The organism is Catellatospora vulcania (genome assembly GCF_009720385.1).
Taxonomy (GTDB): Bacteria; Actinomycetota; Actinomycetes; order Mycobacteriales; family Micromonosporaceae; genus Catellatospora; species Catellatospora vulcania.
The window spans coordinates 288,692-305,963 of sequence record NZ_WARX01000001.1; the positions used below are offsets into that span (position 1 = coordinate 288,692).

At 72.1% G+C, this 17,272-nt stretch carries 20 protein-coding genes; 13 read left to right on the forward strand and 7 right to left on the reverse strand.

Annotated elements, in window-relative coordinates; all coding sequences use genetic code 11:
* The first annotated feature begins 11 nt into the window (after positions 1-11).
* Positions 12-1,115, forward strand: coding sequence for a cystathionine gamma-lyase (locus tag F6W97_RS20515; protein ID WP_155372070.1), 1,104 nt, complete (start codon positions 12-14; stop codon positions 1,113-1,115).
* 155 nt (positions 1,116-1,270) lie between these two features.
* On the opposite strand, the gene F6W97_RS20520 is transcribed toward F6W97_RS20515, so the two are convergent.
* Complete coding sequence (locus F6W97_RS20520; protein WP_155372071.1) at positions 1,271-1,807, reverse strand: hypothetical protein; 537 nt, start codon at positions 1,805-1,807, stop codon at positions 1,271-1,273.
* 83 nt (positions 1,808-1,890) lie between these two features.
* Here F6W97_RS20520 and F6W97_RS20525 point away from each other — a divergent pair, with 83 nt between their 5' ends.
* The gene (locus F6W97_RS20525; protein WP_155372072.1) at positions 1,891-3,000 is read left to right on the forward strand and encodes a D-alanine--D-alanine ligase family protein; all 1,110 of its coding nucleotides are present in this window, start codon (positions 1,891-1,893) and stop codon (positions 2,998-3,000) included.
* 9 nt (positions 3,001-3,009) lie between these two features.
* On the opposite strand, the gene F6W97_RS20530 is transcribed toward F6W97_RS20525, so the two are convergent.
* Together F6W97_RS20530 and F6W97_RS20535 are read right to left on the reverse strand one after the other, a co-directional pair.
* Complete coding sequence (locus F6W97_RS20530) at positions 3,010-3,579, reverse strand: DUF3515 domain-containing protein (RefSeq protein ID WP_155372073.1); 570 nt, start codon at positions 3,577-3,579, stop codon at positions 3,010-3,012.
* Positions 3,576-3,809 carry an Lrp/AsnC family transcriptional regulator gene (locus tag F6W97_RS20535; RefSeq protein ID WP_120321724.1) on the reverse strand — a complete coding sequence of 78 codons (234 nt, stop codon included), beginning with the start codon at positions 3,807-3,809 and terminating at the stop codon, positions 3,576-3,578. Before F6W97_RS20535 ends, F6W97_RS20530 begins: the two co-directional genes overlap by 4 nt.
* Positions 3,810-3,928: 119 nt before the next feature.
* Between F6W97_RS20535 and F6W97_RS20540 the strand changes: the two genes are divergently transcribed.
* Complete coding sequence (locus F6W97_RS20540; RefSeq protein ID WP_155372074.1) at positions 3,929-4,870, forward strand: thiamine-phosphate kinase; 942 nt, start codon at positions 3,929-3,931, stop codon at positions 4,868-4,870.
* 26 nt (positions 4,871-4,896) lie between these two features.
* On the forward strand, positions 4,897-5,361 hold the full coding sequence (locus tag F6W97_RS20545; protein WP_230686838.1) for a GNAT family N-acetyltransferase: 465 nt from the start codon (positions 4,897-4,899) through the stop codon (positions 5,359-5,361).
* A 222-nt stretch (positions 5,362-5,583) separates the two neighbouring features.
* Here F6W97_RS20545 and rpmB read toward each other — a convergent pair whose 3' ends face one another.
* Positions 5,584-5,775: a 50S ribosomal protein L28 gene (rpmB, locus tag F6W97_RS20550; RefSeq protein ID WP_120318479.1), complete on the reverse strand. Its 192-nt coding sequence runs from the start codon at positions 5,773-5,775 to the stop codon at positions 5,584-5,586.
* A gap of 204 nt (positions 5,776-5,979) precedes the next feature.
* Between rpmB and F6W97_RS20555 the strand changes: the two genes are divergently transcribed.
* Positions 5,980-7,584 (forward strand): DAK2 domain-containing protein, encoded by a 1,605-nt coding sequence (locus F6W97_RS20555; protein ID WP_155372076.1) that lies wholly within the window; start codon positions 5,980-5,982, stop codon positions 7,582-7,584.
* A 37-nt stretch (positions 7,585-7,621) separates the two neighbouring features.
* Positions 7,622-9,817 (forward strand): ATP-dependent DNA helicase RecG, encoded by a 2,196-nt coding sequence (gene recG / locus F6W97_RS20560; RefSeq protein ID WP_155372077.1) that lies wholly within the window; start codon positions 7,622-7,624, stop codon positions 9,815-9,817.
* A gap of 161 nt (positions 9,818-9,978) precedes the next feature.
* Here recG and F6W97_RS20565 read toward each other — a convergent pair whose 3' ends face one another.
* Positions 9,979-11,190, reverse strand: a complete 1,212-nt coding sequence (locus tag F6W97_RS20565) for an LPXTG cell wall anchor domain-containing protein (RefSeq protein WP_155372078.1) — start codon at positions 11,188-11,190, stop codon at positions 9,979-9,981.
* 240 nt (positions 11,191-11,430) lie between these two features.
* On the opposite strand from F6W97_RS20565, the gene rsmD reads away from it, so the two are divergent.
* The 7 genes from rsmD to mutM all read left to right on the forward strand — a co-directional run bounded on the left by rsmD (position 11,431) and on the right by mutM (position 16,003).
* Positions 11,431-12,027 (forward strand): 16S rRNA (guanine(966)-N(2))-methyltransferase RsmD, encoded by a 597-nt coding sequence (rsmD, locus tag F6W97_RS20570; protein WP_155372079.1) that lies wholly within the window; start codon positions 11,431-11,433, stop codon positions 12,025-12,027.
* Between the two features lie 7 nt (positions 12,028-12,034).
* Positions 12,035-12,523 carry a pantetheine-phosphate adenylyltransferase gene (gene coaD, locus F6W97_RS20575; RefSeq protein WP_155372080.1) on the forward strand — a complete coding sequence of 163 codons (489 nt, stop codon included), beginning with the start codon at positions 12,035-12,037 and terminating at the stop codon, positions 12,521-12,523.
* A 111-nt stretch (positions 12,524-12,634) separates the two neighbouring features.
* Positions 12,635-13,129, forward strand: a complete 495-nt coding sequence (locus F6W97_RS20580) for an ATP synthase subunit B family protein (protein ID WP_155372081.1) — start codon at positions 12,635-12,637, stop codon at positions 13,127-13,129.
* A 130-nt stretch (positions 13,130-13,259) separates the two neighbouring features.
* On the forward strand, positions 13,260-13,853 hold the full coding sequence (locus tag F6W97_RS20585) for a YceD family protein (RefSeq protein WP_155372082.1): 594 nt from the start codon (positions 13,260-13,262) through the stop codon (positions 13,851-13,853).
* 115 nt (positions 13,854-13,968) lie between these two features.
* A complete protein-coding gene (gene rpmF / locus F6W97_RS20590) occupies positions 13,969-14,142 on the forward strand; it encodes a 50S ribosomal protein L32 (protein ID WP_144120517.1) in 174 nt (57 codons plus the stop codon).
* A gap of 121 nt (positions 14,143-14,263) precedes the next feature.
* Positions 14,264-15,037 carry a ribonuclease III gene (gene rnc, locus F6W97_RS20595; RefSeq protein WP_155372083.1) on the forward strand — a complete coding sequence of 258 codons (774 nt, stop codon included), beginning with the start codon at positions 14,264-14,266 and terminating at the stop codon, positions 15,035-15,037.
* Positions 15,038-15,145: 108 nt separating this feature from the next.
* Entirely contained in the window at positions 15,146-16,003 is an 858-nt protein-coding gene (gene mutM, locus F6W97_RS20600) for a bifunctional DNA-formamidopyrimidine glycosylase/DNA-(apurinic or apyrimidinic site) lyase (RefSeq protein WP_155372084.1), read from the forward strand.
* Positions 16,004-16,024: 21 nt separating this feature from the next.
* Here mutM and F6W97_RS20605 read toward each other — a convergent pair whose 3' ends face one another.
* On the reverse strand, positions 16,025-16,612 hold the full coding sequence (locus tag F6W97_RS20605; RefSeq protein WP_196279249.1) for an endo alpha-1,4 polygalactosaminidase: 588 nt from the start codon (positions 16,610-16,612) through the stop codon (positions 16,025-16,027).
* A gap of 2 nt (positions 16,613-16,614) precedes the next feature.
* The gene (locus F6W97_RS20610) at positions 16,615-17,241 is read right to left on the reverse strand and encodes a spherulation-specific family 4 protein (protein ID WP_196279250.1); all 627 of its coding nucleotides are present in this window, start codon (positions 17,239-17,241) and stop codon (positions 16,615-16,617) included.
* Positions 17,242-17,272 lie beyond the last annotated feature (31 nt).

Genomic DNA, 17,272 nt, shown 5'->3' on the forward strand with positions numbered 1-17,272 from the left:
ACGTTCTCTGCATGACATCGCAGTACGGGGACAGCACCCGTTCCCTCCATGCAGGCATGCCCGAACCCGTCCCGGGGGCGCCGATGCTGCCCGGTCCCGTGTTCGCCGCCCCCTACCACCTCGACCCCGAGGGCTACACGCCCGGCGTCGACGGGTACGGGCGGGGCGACAACCCCACCCGGCGGCTGCTGGAGGGCGCGATCGGGGAGCTGGAGGGCGGCGACTGCCTCGCCTTCGCCAGCGGCCAGGCGGCCATCACCGCCCTGCTGCTGTCGGTGCTGCGCGCCGGGGACACGCTGATGGTCCCGTCGGACGGGTACTACAACGTCCGGTCCTTCGCCGCCTCGACGCTGGCCCAGCTCGGCATCACCACCGTGGAGGCGCCCACCGCCGGGCCGTACCCGTCGTTCGAGGGCGTCCGGCTGGTGCTGCTGGAGACCCCGGCCAACCCGGGTCTCGACCTGGTCGACATCGCCGAGATCGCCGCCGCCGCGCACGCCGCCGGGGCGCTGGTCGCCGTCGACAACACCACCGCCACCCCGCTCAGCCAGCGGCCCCTGGAACTCGGCGCGGACGTGGTCGTCGCCTCCGGCACCAAGGCGCTGGCGGGACACTCCGACATGCTGCTGGGGTACGCCGCGACGAACTCGGCGACGCTGCTCGACGCGATGCGGCAGTTCCGTACCCTGGCCGGGGCCGTGCCCAGCCCGTTCGACTGCTGGCTGGCCCGGCGGTCCATGAGCACCCTGGCGCTGCGGCTGCGGCAGCAGTCGGCCAGCGGGGCCGCGGTCGCGAAGCTGCTGCGCGAGCACCCGCTGGCCGGCAGGGTCCGGTGGGCCGGTGACAGCGAACTGGCCGCCCGGCAGATGCGCATCATTCCCGGTCTGGTCTCGTTCGAGCTGCCCTCGGCCGAGCACGTGGCGGCCTTCCTGCGCGCGTCGGCGCTGGTCGCCGCGGCCACCAGCTTCGGCGGCCTGCACTCCAGCGCCGACCGCCGCCACCAGTGGGGTGACAGCGTCCCGCCCGGCTTCGTGCGCTTCTCCTGCGGCGTGGAGGACACCGAGGACCTCCTCGCCGACCTGACCCAGGCCCTGGACACCGCCGCCAAACTCTGACCCCGCGCTCACTCACGCCACCGCGCGGACCGCGCCGGTCGCGGACCGCATCCAGCGCGTCAGGCGCGTGCGGCACGCCTTGATCGTCGGACTTGCCTGGCAATCGTGCGTATCTTGAGGCGGGATACGACCGGTTGCCAGGCAAGTCGGTGTATCTAGACGGCGGCGGCCGGGGTCGCGGCCGGGACGGCCGGGGTGGGGCCGGGTTCGGTCGCGGCGAGGGCCAGGATGTGGCGGCGGACGATCAGCAGCGGGATGATGCCGAACAGGCCGAACGAGATGTCGATCGGGATCCACCACCAGGGCAGGCCGCGGATCGGGGCGGCGATCAGCGCCAGCGGGACCACCGCGACGCAGCAGAGCATGCCCCAGTGGATCACCCAGAGGTTGCGGACCGGGTCGCGCAGCGGGCCGTAGAAGGCCATCGCGATCACCAGGTGGGCGAAGGCCAGCCAGTCCGTGCCGTACGCCAGGAACGGGAAGTCCCGGTCGGCGGTCTCGACGCCGACGCGGACCGTGCCGATGAAGTCGACCAGCGCGCCCGGAGCGGGCACCCAGTCCTCGTGCAGCAGCCCGTCCACTAAGCGCAGCTCGGTGAGCAGGGGGAAGGCGGTCACGCCGCTGAGCACGAGGCCGATGATGAAGAAGACGATCCATTGCCGGATGCGCCGCAGGCGCGCCTGAGGGGTCACGCTCCGAGAGGGTAGTGCCACCCTGGGGTGCCGTGCGACGTGCTCTTCACCGGATCACCACAACGCACGGTAGGGTCAGCCGCGTGAGTGAAAGCAGCCAGCGTAAGACCCGTGTCGCCGTCGTCTTCGGCGGTCGCAGCACCGAGCACGCCATCTCCTGCGTCAGCGCCGGCAGCATCCTGGCCGCGCTCGACCCGGCCGAGTTCGAGGTCGTGCCGGTCGGCATCACGAAGGAGGGCCGCTGGGTGCTCACCTCGGGCGACCCGGCGCAGCTCGCCATCTCCGGTCGCAGCCTGCCCGAGATCACCGCCGCCTCCGGGCAGGCCATCGTGCTGCCCGCCGACCCGACCAGCCACGAGCTGGTCGTGCTGGAGCCGGCCGAGGGCGCCGCCGCGCTGGCCGGGGTCGACGTGGTCTTCCCGGCCCTGCACGGCGCGTACGGCGAGGACGGCACCATCCAGGGGCTGCTGGAGATGGCGGGCATCCCGTACGTCGGGGCCAACGTGTTCGCCTCCGCGGCCGCCATGGACAAGGAGTTCACCAAGAAGCTCGCCGCCGCCGAGGGCATCCCGATCGGGCCTTACACGGTGCTGCGCAACGGCCAGGAGCTCAGCGAGGCCGACAAGGACCGGCTGGGCCTGCCGGTGTTCGTCAAGCCGTCGCGGGCCGGGTCCTCGTTCGGCATCACCAAGGTGAGCAGCTGGGATCAGCTCGACGCGGCGCTGGCCAAGGCGCGCGCCATCGACCCGAAGGTGCTCGTCGAGGCGGGCATCGTGGGCCGTGAGGTCGAGTGCGGCGTGCTGGAGAACGAGGCGGGCGGCGGGGCTGAGGCCTCCGTGCTGGCCGAGGTGCGGGTGGTCGCCGGCGGGCACGAGTTCTACGACTTCGAGGCGAAGTACCTCGGCGAGGACTGCGAGTACGACCTGCCCGCGAACCTGCCCGCCGAGATCGCCGCCGAGGTGCAGGAGCTGGCGGTGCGTACGTTCACCGCGCTGGACTGCGCGGGCCTGGCCCGGGTCGACTTCTTCGTCACCGACGACCTGAAGGTCTACCTCAACGAGATCAACACCATGCCGGGCTTCACCTCGAGCAGCATGTTCCCGCGGATGTGGGCGGCCAGCGGCCTCGACTACCCGAAGCTCGTCTCCCGCCTGATCCGCACCGCCCAGCGCCGCGGCACCGGCCTGCACTAGAGCAGCGGGTCAGGCGCGGTTGCCGCAGCCCACGGGGATGCGCTCGGCGTGCGGCACGGTGGCTATCAGCGTCTTGGAGAAGTTGATCAGCAACTGCTCGTTGTGCTCCGCCGGGACGGTGACCCGCACGGGCACCTCGCGGTCGACCGTCGTCCACGCGCCGCCGCCCTTGTGCCAGCAGACACCGTCCAGGGTGTACACGTCGTCGGTGGGCGGGTAGCTCGGCGTCGGGCCCCCGCACGCCACGGTCAGCGCCGGCTCGCCGTACGCCGCGTTCTGCTCGTGGCCCGCCGTGACCTCGCGGCGCGGCAGGTCGCGCACCTGGTCGGGCAGCTGCGACAGCAGCGCGCGGCACACCGTGGCCTGCCGCTCGTTCAGGGCGGGGGCGGCCATCGTCACCGGCGTGGTCGGCATCACCTGCGGCCCGGCCGCAGTGCTGGGCGCCGGTGCGGGCTCCGTCGGCGGGCGCATGGCCTGGAAGAAGCCGAACCCGGCGAGCAGCGCGAGCGGCAGGGCGACCACGGTCGCGATCGTCTTGGGAGACGTTCGGCCCGACCGTGCCGTCTGGTCGTTGTTCATAGGTGGATGATGGGGCACGTCAGGGTGCGGGTGATGTTGGGTATCAACTGGATCTGTGACAGCACCAGTTTGCCGAGCTCGTCGACGGTGTGCGCCTCGACCATCGCGATCACGTCGTAGGGGCCGGTCACCGCGTCCACCCGGGTGACACCCTGGATCTCGCCGATGGCCGCGGAGACGTCGACGGACTTGCCGACCGACGTCTGAATCAGGATGTAAGCGTGTACCACGGACGACTCCTTCACACGTGCCGCCTGTGAAAGTACCTCACTGAGGGTGCACAGGCTGCGGCAGGAGGCGCAAGGGTGAGGAAGGAAGCCAATTTGAGCCGGCGCAGCGGGGATGAAACATGAGCATCGCGCGGACGGGTGAGTTCGGGCTGATCGAGCGGGTGGTCGCGCGACTGGGCACCGGACCTGCCACGATCATCGGTCCGGGCGATGACGCGGCCGTGGTCATCGCGTCCGACGGGCGGGTCGTCGCCTCCACGGACGTGCTCGTCGAGGGACGGCACTTCCGGCGGGACTGGGCCGAGGCCGAGGACATCGGCCGTCGTGCGGCCGCGGCCAACCTCGCCGACATCGCCGCGATGGGCGCCACCGCCACGGCGCTGCTGGTGGGCCTGTGCGCCCCACCGGACCTGGACGTGGCCTGGGCCGAGCAGCTCTCCGACGGGCTGGCCATGGAGGCCGCGCTGGTCGGCGCGAGCGTCGTCGGCGGGGACATGACCGCCAGCCCCACGCTGACCATCGCGGTGACCGCCCTCGGCGACCTGCACGGGCTGCCGCCGGTGCTGCGCTCGGGCGCGCGGGTCGGTGACGTGGTGGCGCTGGCGGGGCGGGTCGGCTTCGCGGCAGCCGGGTACACGGTGCTGTCACGCGGCTTCCGGACCCCGAAGATCCTGGTCGAGGCGTACCGTCGGCCGCTGGTGCCGTACGCGCTCGGCCCGGCGGCGGGCCGGGCCGGGGCGACCTCGATGATCGACGTGTCGGACGGGCTCATCGCCGACCTCGGGCACATCGCGCACGCCAGCAAGGTCGGCGTCAACCTGCACCGCAGCGCCTTCAAGGTGCCCGAGCAGATGCGCGACGCGGCGCTCGCGCTGGGCGTGGACCCGTACCAGTGGCTGCTGGCCGGTGGCGACGATCACGCGCTGGCGGCGACGTTCCCGGTGGACGTGGCGCTGCCGGAGGGCTGGCAGGTGATCGGCGAGGTGATCGAGGGCAGCACGGTCACGCTGGACAACCGGCCTTGGTACGGCCCGAAGGGGTGGGACCACTTCCGGGCATAGCGGGCATGCGCAGTATCCTCTGCGCCGTGACCGAGATAGAGATCAAAGCGACCCGCTACGGCGGGTCGGTCGCCCGAAAGCTGATCGCCGAACTCATGGCCGACCTGGCCGAACGTTACGGCGACTCCGACGCGACCCCGATCGAGGCCGTCGAGTTCGACCCGCCGGACGGCGGCTTCTTCGTGGCGTACCTCGACGGCTCGCCGGTCGGCTGCGGCGGCTGGCGCAGCTGGGCGGGCTCGGAGGAGATCGCCGAGATCAAGCGCGTCTACACCTCGGCCGCGGTGCGGGGCAAGGGCGTGGGCAGGGCGATCATGACGGCGCTGGAGTCCGATGCCCGCTCGCACGGCCGGGTCCGCGCGATCCTCGAAACCGGCACCGCCCAGCCCGAGGCCATCGCGCTGTACCACGCCATCGGCTACCAACTGATCAAGAACTTCGGCCACTACCGCGACGAGCCCGGCTGCCGCTCCTTCGGCCGCGACCTCTGACCAACCCCCGACCCCCGACCCCCACCCGCCCCACCCGCCGTCCACGCCCGGCCGGCCCCTTCCGGGCCGCAACTCTTAAACACTCGCGCCTTCACTCCGCTCGTGAAGGCGCAGGTCTTTAAGAGTTGCGCCAGGTGGGGGTGGGGGCGGGGCGGGGTGGTGGGGGTGCAGGGCACGGCAAAGGCCGCCGAGCGGAGCTCGGCGGCCTTTTGAAGTCTCGCGTCAGGCGCGGGTGACCTTGCCGGCCTTCAGGCACGAGGTGCACGCCTGAACCTTGCGGGAGTTGCCGCCACCAGCGGGGGTACGCACCGTCTGGATGTTCGGGTTCCAGCGGCGGTTGGTCTTCTTCTTCGACCAGGGCACGTTGTGACCGAAGCCCGGTCCCTTGCCACAGACGTCGCACACGGCAGCCACGGAAATCTCCTGAGTTCGTCTTGATCAAACAACCCGACCAAGCGTCACTGTGCCGGGAACTTCGCCAGGTTACCTGACTCGCCGGGCACGTGCCCAATCGGGGCGGAGCCGCACGACGGCTTCTGGCGCGTACGACGGCTGACTCACTCTACCGTCCGCCACGCCGACGTGAGAACCGGGTGCGGCACAGATAGGCTGACGCCCGTGCTGGAGGTCCTGGACATCGCGGCGGTACGGCGCTGGAGCTCGCTGGCCGTGGCCGGTTTGAGCAGGCACGAGCGGGCGCTGAACCAGCTGAACGTGTATCCGGTGCCCGACGGCGACACCGGCACCAACCTGCTGCTGACGCTGTCCGCCGCGGAGCAGGCGCTGGCCGGCTCGCTGACCGAAGCGCCGTCGGCGGGGGTGGTGCTGCGCACCATGGCCCGTGGCGCGCTGCTCGGCGCGCGCGGCAACTCCGGCGTCATCAGTGCGCAGTGGCTGGCCGGCCTGGCCGACACCGTGGACGGCGACGGGCTGGCGGCGGCACTGGACGCGGCTGCCAAGTCGGCGTACGCCGCGGTGGCGAGGCCGGTGGAGGGCACGATCCTCACCGTGGCCCGAGCGGCTGCCGAGGCGGCCGATCAAGGCTCCGACGAGCCGTCGGCGGTACGCGCAGCGGTGCTGGGCGCGCGGGAGGCGCTGGCCCGCACGCCGGAGCAGCTGCCGGTGCTGGCCGCGGCCGGGGTGGTGGACGCGGGCGGGCAGGGTCTGGTGCTGCTGCTGGAGGCGCTGCTGGAGGCGCTGACCGGCGAGCACGACGAGAGCGAGGTCGACGGCGCGGCGGTGGGCGACGGCGACCACGGGCATGACCATGATCATGCCGGGCACGGCCACGGGGCGGGGCGGGCGGCGCTGACTTACCGCGGGCCCGCGTACGAGGTGCAGTTCCTGCTCGACACGGGCGCCGCGGAGATCGCGGAGCTGCGGGGCGCGCTGGACCGGTTGGGGGACTCCCTGGTCATCGTCGGCGGCGCGCCGACCTGGCGGGTGCACGTGCACGTGGACGACGCGGGCGCGGCGCTGGAGGCGGGGCTCGCGGCCGGGCGGCCGTACCAGATCCAGGTCACCCACCTGACCAGCTCGACCGCCGACGGCGCGCCCCGGCGGCCCGACCCGACGGCCCGGGCTGTGGTCGTCACCGCGGCCGGTGACGGCATCGAGGAGCTGCTCATCGCCGAGGGCGCGGTGGCCATCGGCGGCAACCCGTCCACCGCGGAGGTGCTGGACGCGATCCTCGCCACCGGCGCGGGCCGGGTGGCGGTGCTGCCCACCGACTCCAACCTGCGCGCGGTGTGCCAGGCCGCGGCCGAGGAGGCATTCGGCGAGGGCGTGAAGGTGCGCGTGGTGCCCACCCGCTCGCCGGTGCAGGCCCTGGCCGCGCTGGCGGTGCGCGACCACGCCCGCCGCTTCGAGGACGACGTGATCGCGATGGCCGAGGCGGCCGGCGCGTGCCGCTCGGCGGAGGTCACCACGGCCAGCCGGGAGGCGCTGACGGTGGCCGGGCGCTGCCGCCCCGGGGACGTCATCGCCCTGGTCGAGGGCGAGGTCAACCTCATCGGCGACGACCTGCACACGGTGTGCTGCGGGCTGCTGGACCGGATGCTGGCCAGCGGCGGCGAGCTGGTGACCCTGCTCACCGGCGCGCAGGCCCCGGACGGCCTGGTCGAGGCGCTGACCGCGCACGTGGCGACGCGCTGGCCGTTCGTCGAGGTGCACGCGTACGCGGGTGGCCAGCCGCACTACCCGCTGCTGGTGGGCGTCGAGTGAGCGGGCGGGCTGTCGGGGGGCCGCGGGAGGATCGGGTATGACCTCCGCGGACGTGGACACCGACCTGGGCAAGCTGGTCGGGGAGAAGACCGCCAAGGCGCTGAAGACGCACCTCGACCTGTACACCGCCGGTGACCTGCTGTATCACGTGCCCCGGCGCTACGACCAGCGCGGCGAGCACACCGACATGCGCACGCTGGAGATCGGCGAAGAGGTCACCGTGCTGGCCCAGGTGCTCCGCACGACGACCCGGCCGATGCGGCAGCGGCGCGGCAGCATGCTGGAGGTCGTCGTCGGCGACGGCGCGGGCGGGCAGCTCGTGCTGACGTACTTCCAGCAGGCCTGGCGCGAGCGCGACCTGCGTCCCGGGCGCTGGGGCCTGTTCGCGGGCAAGGTCAGCGACTTCCGCGGCCGCCGCCAGCTCAACAGCCCCGAGTACGTGCTGCTCGACCAGGGCGCCGCCGACGGCGAGGTGGCCGCCGAGGTGGAGGAGTTCGCCGGGGCGCTGATCCCGGTGTACCCGGCTGCCGCGGCCGTGCCGACCTGGGTGATCGCCCGCTGCGTACGGGTGGTGCTGGACACGATCACGATGCCGCCGGACGCCATGCCGTCCCGCATCCGCGCGGAACGCAAGCTGCTCGACCTGGACACGGCGCTGCGCGAGATCCACCGCCCGTCGTCGAAGGAGATGCTCTACATCGCCAAGCGCCGGCTCGCCTGGGACGAGGCGTTCGCGGTGCAGCTGACGCTGGTCCGGCGTAAGCGGGAGGCGGCGGCGTGGCCCGCCAGGCCACGGCCACGCCGCGACGACGGCCTGCTCGGCGGGTTCGACGAGACGCTGCCCTTCACGCTCACCGACGGGCAGCTCGCGGTCGGCGAGGAGATCGCCGCCGACCTGTCCGTGCCGCACCCCATGCACCGGCTGCTGCAGGGCGAGGTCGGCGCGGGCAAGACGCTCGTCGCGCTGCGGGCCATGCTGCAGGTGGTCGACGCGGGCGGGCAGGCTGCGCTGCTGGCCCCGACCGAGGTGCTGGCGACCCAGCACCACCGGGGCATCAGCCGGATGCTCGGCCCCGCCGGGCGCGCCGACGAGCTCGACGGCGACCCGAACGGCACCCAGGTCGCGCTGGTCACCGGCTCACAGGGGGCGGCCGCGCGGCGCAAGGTGCTGGCCAAGGTCGCCGACGGCAGCGCCGGGCTGGTCATCGGCACGCACGCGCTGCTCTACGAGGGCGTCGACTTCCAGGACCTGGGCCTGGTCGTGGTCGACGAGCAGCACCGCTTCGGGGTGGAACAGCGCGACGCGCTGCGGGCCAAGGCCGAGCAGCCGCCGCACGTGCTGGTGATGACGGCCACCCCGATCCCGCGCACGGTCGCCATGACCGTCTACGGCGACCTGGAGGTGTCGACGCTGTCGCAGCTGCCCGGCGGGCGCTCGCCGATCGCCTCGCACGTGGTGCCGGTCGCCGAGAAGCCCGCGTTCCTGGAGCGGGCGTGGCGGCGCGTGGTCGAAGAGGTACAGCAGGGCCATCAGGCGTACGTCGTCTGCCCGCGCATCGGTGACAACGCCACCGACGACGACACCCCGCCGCCCGACGACGCCGTCGAGGACGAGCGCCGCCCGCCGGTGGCGGTGCTGGACGTCGCCCCGCTGCTGGCCGAGGGCCCGCTGCGCGGGCTGCGGATCGGGGTGCTGCACGGCAAGCTGCCCGCCGACGAGAAGGACGCGATCATGCGCTCGTTCTCGGCCGGGCAGCTCGACGTGCTGGTCGCCACGACGGTGATCGAGGTCGGGGTGGACGTGCCCAACGCCACCGCGATGGTCATCCTCGACGCGGACCGGTTCGGCGTATCGCAGCTGCACCAGCTGCGCGGCCGGGTCGGCCGGGGCAGCGCGCCGGGCCTGTGCCTGCTGGTCACCGAGGCCGTGGCGGGCACCCCGGCCCGCGAGCGCCTGGACGCGGTCGCCTCCACCCTGGACGGCTTCCGCTTGGCGGAGCTGGACCTGGAGCAGCGGCGCGAGGGCGACGTGCTGGGCGCGGCCCAGTCCGGCCGGCGCTCGCACCTGCGGCTGCTGTCGCTGCTGCGCGACCGGGAACTGATCGGCGAGGCCCGTGCCGAGGCGGAGGCGCTGCTCACCGGCGACCCGGACCTGTCCGCCCACCCGCTGCTCGCCGCCCAGATCACCCGCCTCGTCGACGACGACCGCGCCGAATACCTCCAAAAGGGCTGACCCGCCCTCCCCGGCCTTCGGCCGGGCCACGCCTCCCACCTGCCGCAACTCTTAAAGAGTCGCGGCATCCCGGCGCTACTGAAGCTGCAACTCCTTAAGAGTTGCGACAGGAAAAGGGCGGGTCCGGAACGGACCCGCCCTTTTTCAGGTGCTCAGTGTGGTCAGACCTCGGTGAGGTTCAGACGGCGGCGGCGGGCCAGCATGAAGACCGCGAAGCCGACGGCGACCAGGAGCAGGCCGGCGACCACGAAGATCGTGACGTTGGCGCCGGTCTTGGGCAGGGTCGGCGGGGCCGACGGGGAGGCCGACGGCGTCGGCGACGGGCACTCCTTGGCCTCGGCCTGGTACTCGTCGATCTTGACGCCGTTCTCGTACACCTCGATCGCCGTGGCGGCGGCCTTCGGCACGGTCACCTTCACCGGGTCCTCGCCCGGCTGGATGGTGATCTTCTCGGTGGTGAAGCCGCCCGCGCCCTTGACCTCGAACACGGCCGCCTTGGTGGCGTCCTTGCCGTTCATCAGGGTGACGGTGGCGACACCGGTGCAGTCCGAGGCGAACACGGCCGACGGCTTCGGCGCGTTCTTCACGCAGGTGCCCTCGAAGGCGACCACGCGCGACTGGGTGTCACCCGGCTGGCCGTCCCAGTTAAGGCGGATCTTCAGGCGCACCGCGGTGGCGTTGCCGGGCACCGCCTGGGTGGCCTGGACCGTGCCGCCGCCCGGGATGCTGACGCCCCCGGACAGGCCGACGACGCTGGCCAGATCCGTCAGCGGCTCCCAGTTCTCGGTGCCGAACTCGATCGCCGAGAACTTCGGGTCGTTCGGGTTCTCGGCCTTGTTGATGATCGTGACCTTGGCCGGGTCGGTGTAGTGCTTGTTGATCGCCGACCAGGAGACCTTCCAGTTGCCGGTCTCGGTGTCACACGCGGCCTGACCGGTGAGGTCGGCCTTGTAGTTGCCGCACTCGGCCTTGTTCAGTGCGATGTGGCCCGAGTTGGTCTGCGTGTTGTTGTTGGTCCACTTGCCGAAGACGGTCAGGTCGGCGGTCGTGGTGTCGAGGCTGACGTGCTGCTCGCCGACGAGCTTGCCGAGCTTGCCGTCAGCCTTGCCCGGCAGGGTGGCGCCGTCGACGATGTTCGTGATCGCACTGTCGGGCGACGACTTGTCGTCCACGACGTCGATCACGGCGCTCATCTTGGTGTCCCAGTTCTCGACCGTCCAAGTAATGATCCACTCGTTCGGCGTGCACTTCGCCTTGGCGGTGATCGTGGTGTGGTGCGCCTGGGCGGGGCTTGCCAGAACGGCGACGCCCGCGAGGCCGAGCAGCACACTGCCGGAGTAGGCCGCCAGGCGGCGCAGGAGGGGGCTCTTCACACGTGCTCCAGTTCGGGGTGTGTGGGACGAGGGTGAAGCGTGAAGCGACCGCCTGACCCTAGTGAAGTGCCAACCTGGGCACGAAGTGCTCAGAGAGCAGTTAAAGGAACCGTTGCCGAATCGTTATCGCATTTGCGAGAATGGCTTCCTCGCGGTGGCGCTGCGCGCATGAACAGGTGAACCAGCGTCACCGAGCGGACGACGACCGTCCCCATCCGGCCATGCCGTAGCGTCGAGATCGTGACCAGGATTGTGGCCGGCCGGTACGGCGGGCGCCGACTGCATGCCCCGACCGGCCGCGACACCCGACCCACCTCCGATCGCGTACGCGAGGCGCTGTTCTCGGCCCTGGAGGCGATGACGGACCTGTCCGGCGCGCGGATGCTGGACCTGTTCGCCGGCTCCGGCGCGGTGGGCCTGGAGGCCCTGTCCCGCGGTGCGGCGCACGTGCTGCTGGTGGAGTCCGACGCCAAGGCCGTCCGGGTGATCCGGGAGAACATCGCCACGCTGGGCGCGGGAGCCGTGGCCCGGGTGGCGGCCGGCAAGGCGGCGACGGTGCTGGCGGGCGGCCCGGCCGACGGGGCCTACGACGTCGTCTTCGTCGATCCGCCGTACGCGCTGAGCGAGGAGGACCTCACCGCCGTGCTGTCCGGGCTGGCCGAGCACGGCTGGCTCGCTGACGACGCGGTGCTGGTCGTGGAGCGCTCCAGCCGCTCGCCGGAACCCGGCTGGGTGCAGGGTGTCACTGGCGAGCGCAGCCGCCGCTACGGGGAGACCGCCCTTTGGTACGGTCGCGCCGTTGCGCAGAGTGGCGGAGCGGTCTTACCGGAAGGGTGAGCAGCTAGTGAGGCGTGCGGTCTGTCCCGGGTCTTTCGACCCGGTCACCCGGGGACATCTGGACATCATCGATCGGTCGTCGCGGCTGTTCGACGAAGTGATCATCGCGGTGCTGGTGAACCAGACGAAGCAGGGCCTGTTCTCCATCGCGGAGCGCATCGAGATCCTGCGCGAGGTCACCAAGAACCTGCCCAACGTGCGGGTCGAGTCCTTCCAGGGGCTGCTGGTCGACTACTGCCGGGACAACGACGCCCAGGTCGTGGTCAAGGGCATCCGCGCGGTCAGCGACTTCGACTACGAGCTGCAGATGGCGCAGATGAACATCGGCCTGTCCGGGGTGGAGACCCTGTTCATGCCGACCAACCCGCTGTACTCGTTCGTGGCGTCCAGCCTCGTCAAGGAGATCGCCAAGTGGGGCGGCGAGGTCTCCTCCTTCGTTCCCGAACTGGTGGAACGACGGCTGCTGGAGAAGTTCCGGGACGTCGGAACCGGCTGAACCGCAGGTCCGTCGCGGCGACGCGCCGCAGGGGTCCCCGGTCTGCCGTGCGGGTGGACGGGGGACGCATCATGGTGTGGACAAACAACGCTGGACAAGGAGTGACCGTCGGTGGACCCACTCGACCGTATTGACGACATCATCGCGCTGGTGGAAGCCGCGCGATCGGTGCCGATGTCGCGTAACTGCATGGTCGACCGCGGTGAGCTGATCGGCGCGCTGGACCAGCTCCGGGCAGAGTTGCCCGGCGAGCTGCGGCGATCCGCCGCCCTGCTGGAGGAGCGCGACAAGATCCTCGACTCCGGGCGGCGCGAGGCCGACCGGATCATCCACGAGGGTGAGCAGGAACACGCCCGGCTCGTATCGGTGAACGAGATCACCGTCTCGGCCGAGCACGAGGGCTCGCGCATCGTCGGCGACGCCCGCGCCGAGGCGCAGCGCCTGCGCGACGAGGTCGACGAGTACGTCGACACCGCGCTGGGCAACTTCGAGCAGTTCCTGACGCGTGCGCTGGCCTCCATCGAGCGCGGTCGGGACAAGATGCACGCCCTGCGTGAGATCGGCTCGTTCGTCCCCGGTGACGACGACCGCCCGCTGCCCTTCTGACGAGGGAGCCCGCCGACCGCTCCGGCGGGTCCCGCATGCCGTGGCCGGTTCGACGGGGACCTGCCGCTTCAGGTAATCTTCTACGTCGGCCTGCGATAACGGCCTCCATCTACCTGCTCAGTGAAAGCTCATGCCTGCACACTCGACGAAACACCACCTCGACCCGCGCGCTCCGCTCGTCCTCGACACTCGGGACCTGCCGCGAGGCGCGGGGTCGATGCGTACCATCCAGCGGGTGGTGCCGGCGCCGGCGGAGCTCGGCCTGGCGATGATCGGTGTGCCCGAGGGCGCGGACCTGACGCTGGATCTGCGGCTGGAGTCGGTGTCGGAGGGCGTGCTCGTCTCCGGGACCGTCTCCGGCGAGGTGACGGGCGAATGCGCCCGCTGCCTGGCCGACATCGGCGAGCCGCTGACCGTGAACATCCAGGAGCTCTTCGCTTACGCGGACAGCGCCACGGACGAGACCACGGACGAGCACGAGGTGGGTCGGCTCCAGGACGACATGATCGACCTTGAGCCGACGCTGCGGGACGCGGTGGTGCTGGAGCTGCCGGTCAACCCGCTGTGCCGAGAGGACTGCCCAGGGTTGTGCCCCGATTGCGGGGTGCGCTGGGACGACCTGCCCGAGGGTCACACCCACGAGCAGATCGACCCGCGCTGGGCGAAGTTGAGCAAGCTGACCGGCTCTTCAGGGCCGGACGAGCCGGCCGAGCCGGCGCCCTAGATCGGCTGTCGCCCGCCGCGTTTCGCCGCGACGGGTGCCGAGACCCGGGTACGACGGCTGCGGCCGTACCGAGATAATGGTCGGCGACCGCCGACTACTACTGAGGAGTAAGACAGTGGCAGTCCCGAAGCGCAAGATGTCGCGCAGCAACACCCGTCACCGCCGGGCGCAGTGGAAGGCGACCGCGGTCGCGACCGTGGCCTGCCCGCAGTGCAAGTCGGCCAAGCTGCCGCACGCCGCGTGCAGCGTGTGCGGCACCTACAACGGCCGCCAGGTTCTCGAGGTCTGAGCATCAGGCGATTCCCGGTGGCCCCGGGAACTCTGAATCGTCACGTCGCCGGCTGGTTGTCGCCAGCCGGCGACGTCGCCGTACCTGTGCTGCCCCTCAGCCGCCGGGAGGGGAGTGAATGATGGCCTCGAAGCCGTCCCAGGACGCGCGTGCCGCCGAGCGGTCCGCGGAGGCCGCCGCGGCCGATCTCGCCGCCGCGTTCGGTGTGACGCTCGAACCCGAGCTGCTGGAGCGGGCGCTGACCCACCGCTCGTACGCGTACGAGCACGGCGGGCTGCCCACCAACGAGCGCCTGGAGTTCCTCGGCGACTCGGTGCTGGGCGTGGTCATCACCGCCTCGCTCTACGGGGCGCATCCCGACCTGCCCGAGGGCCGGCTGGCGAAGCTGCGGGCCAGCGTGGTCAACTCGCGCGCCCTGGCCGGGGTGGCCCGTTCGCTGGGCGCCGCGGGCATCGGCCCGCACCTGCTGCTGGGCAAGGGCGAGGAGACCACCGGCGGGCGCGACAAGGAGTCGATCCTCGCCGACACGCTGGAAGCGCTGCTGGGCGCGATCTACCTCGAGCACGGCATGGAGAAGGCCGCCGAGGTGGTCCGTGCGCTGTTCGACCCGCTGATGGCGGAGTCCGCGCGCCGTGGCGCGTCCCTGGACTGGAAGACCAGCCTGCAGGAGCTGACCTCCGCGCACGGCTGGGGCGTGCCCGAGTACGCCATCGAGGAGCAGGGCCCCGACCACGCCAAGATGTTCACCGCCTGGGCGGTCGTCGGCGGCGAGCGTTTCGGCGGCGTCACCGGCCGGACCAAGAAGGACGCCGAGCAGCGCGCCGCCGAGGATGCCTGGCAGGTGCTGTCGCACCGGGCCGTGGACACCTCCCACCCGGAGGCCCGCGAGGCGTGAGCCGCCCGGCACCGACTCCGGCGTCAGAGGTGTTGGTCATGATGTGGGGCGCGCCCGGCACCGGCCGGCGCGCACCTGATCACGGGACGTGGGAAGAGGGCGGGAGCCATGCCGGAGTTGCCTGAGGTCGAGACGGTCCGCAGTGGGCTGGCCCGCTGGGTGGTCGGCCGCACCATCGCCACCGTGGAGGTGCGGCACCCGCGTGCCGTGCGCCGCCACCCGGCCGGGGCGCAGGACTTCGCCGACGTGCTGGCCGGGCGCACGATCACCGAGGCCAAGCGGCGGGGCAAGTATCTGTGGCTGCCGCTGGACAGCGGGGACGCGGTCGTCGGCCACCTCGGCATGTCCGGTCAGCTGCTGGTGCAGCCCGCCGACGCGGTCGAGGAGAAGCACCTGCACATCCGGTTCGACTTCGCCGACGGCGGCCCGCAGCTGCGCTTCGTCGACCAGCGCACCTTCGGCGGTCTGGCCGTCTCGCCGGGCGGTGCGACCTTGCCCGCGGAGATCGCGCACATCGCGCTGGACCCGATGGATCCCACCTTCGTCGAGGCGGACTTCCTGGCCGCGCTGCGGCGCAGGCGCACCGCGGTCAAGCGGGCGCTGCTCGACCAGACGCTCATCTCGGGGGTCGGCAACATCTACGCCGACGAGGCGCTCTGGCGGGCCAAGCTGCACGGCGAGCGGCCCAGTGACGAGCTGACCAGACCCGCCGCGTCGCGGCTGCTCGGGCACGTGCGCGACGTGCTCGGCGAGGCGATCGAGGTCGGCGGGACGACGTTCGACGCGCTGTACGTCAACGTCAACGGCGAGTCGGGCTACTTCGACCGCTCGCTCAACGCGTACGGCCGCGAGGGTGAGCCGTGCAGCCGGTGCGGGTCGCCGATCCGGCGCGAGCAGTTCATGAACCGCTCGTCGTACTCCTGCCCCCGCTGCCAGCCCCGGCCGCGCACGGTGGGCCGGGCCTGACCCGGACAGCGGGTAGGGCGCTCAGCCCGGCGGCCGGTCGGGGGAGTCGGGCACGGTCAGGTCGGCGTGGGCGTGCACGGCGTCGAGCAGCCCTACCGGCAGCGACATCCGGTGTGCCTGGGTGACCAGCTGGTCGACCACGCTGCGCGGCGCGCCGGCGAGCTGGTCCAGCGCGGCCGCGTCGAAGCCCTTGTCCCGGCACAGCCGCAGCCGGTCGGTGAGGATCGGGGCGATCCGGGTGCGCAGCTCGTCCTCGGGCGCGTCCCAGCGGACCCGCCCGGCCTCGTCCGTCAGCTCGGCGGGGAACCGGGCGGCGTCGGGCGAGTCACGTTCGACCGAGGCCAGCGGCAGGTAGCAGACCGCCCGGCGGCGGGCGCGGTGCAGGTCCTCGACGGTGGATGCGGCGGTGGTGAATCCGTCCAGCACGAACACGTCCGCCGCGGACGCCTCCGGCGGCTCGGCCAGTGCCCACTGCCAGCGCAGGAGCTCAGGCACCGCGGCCGGCGGCGGGGCGTCGTACCAGTGCGACGGCCGGGCGGGCGTGGCACAGGCGACGCAGCCCAGCACGACCAGCGCGCTGACCGGCACGCGTACCCCCGCGACGCGCACGGCTAGACCGGCACCGGCACGACCGCGGACGCGCCGTGGATCGAGGCCTCGTGGGTGGCCAGGCCGAACCGGGCGCCGCGGCCGCGCATCAGCTCGTGGCAGGCGGCGATCTGGTCCAGCGGCACCGAGTGCACCAGGTGCGCGTCACCGGGGCGTACGCCGGACTCGGTGCCGTGCCGGTAGCGGTCCCACGGGCCTTCGTAGGTGCACAGCACCGCCCCCAGGCCCCGGTAGATCGAGTCGGTGGGGCGGCCGGGGTTCACCAGGAGCGTGTCGAAGCCGATGCGGCGTGCGGCGCGCACCGCGACGGCGACCGGGCCGATCGAGTACGGGCTGGTCGGCGCCTGGTCGAAGAAGACGCCCCGGACCGGGTAGCCGGCCCAGCGGCCGAGCTCGGCCCGCACCTGCTCGGCGGGGCGCGCGCCGAACGCGAGGTCGACGTAGCCGAGCAGGCCGGCCCCGGCGCGGGCCAGCCGTGTGGTCGCCGCGGTCCAGGTCGGGTCGAGCCCGCTGCCGGGTCCGGCGTCGATGTTGAGCAGGACGGTGGCGCCGACGCCGACGGCCTCGATCGTCGCCCACAGCTCCGGGTTCAGTTGCGGGTGTGCGGGAAGTGGCAGCAGGGGGGTCACGCTCGTACAACGACCGATCTCGGGGTGCCGC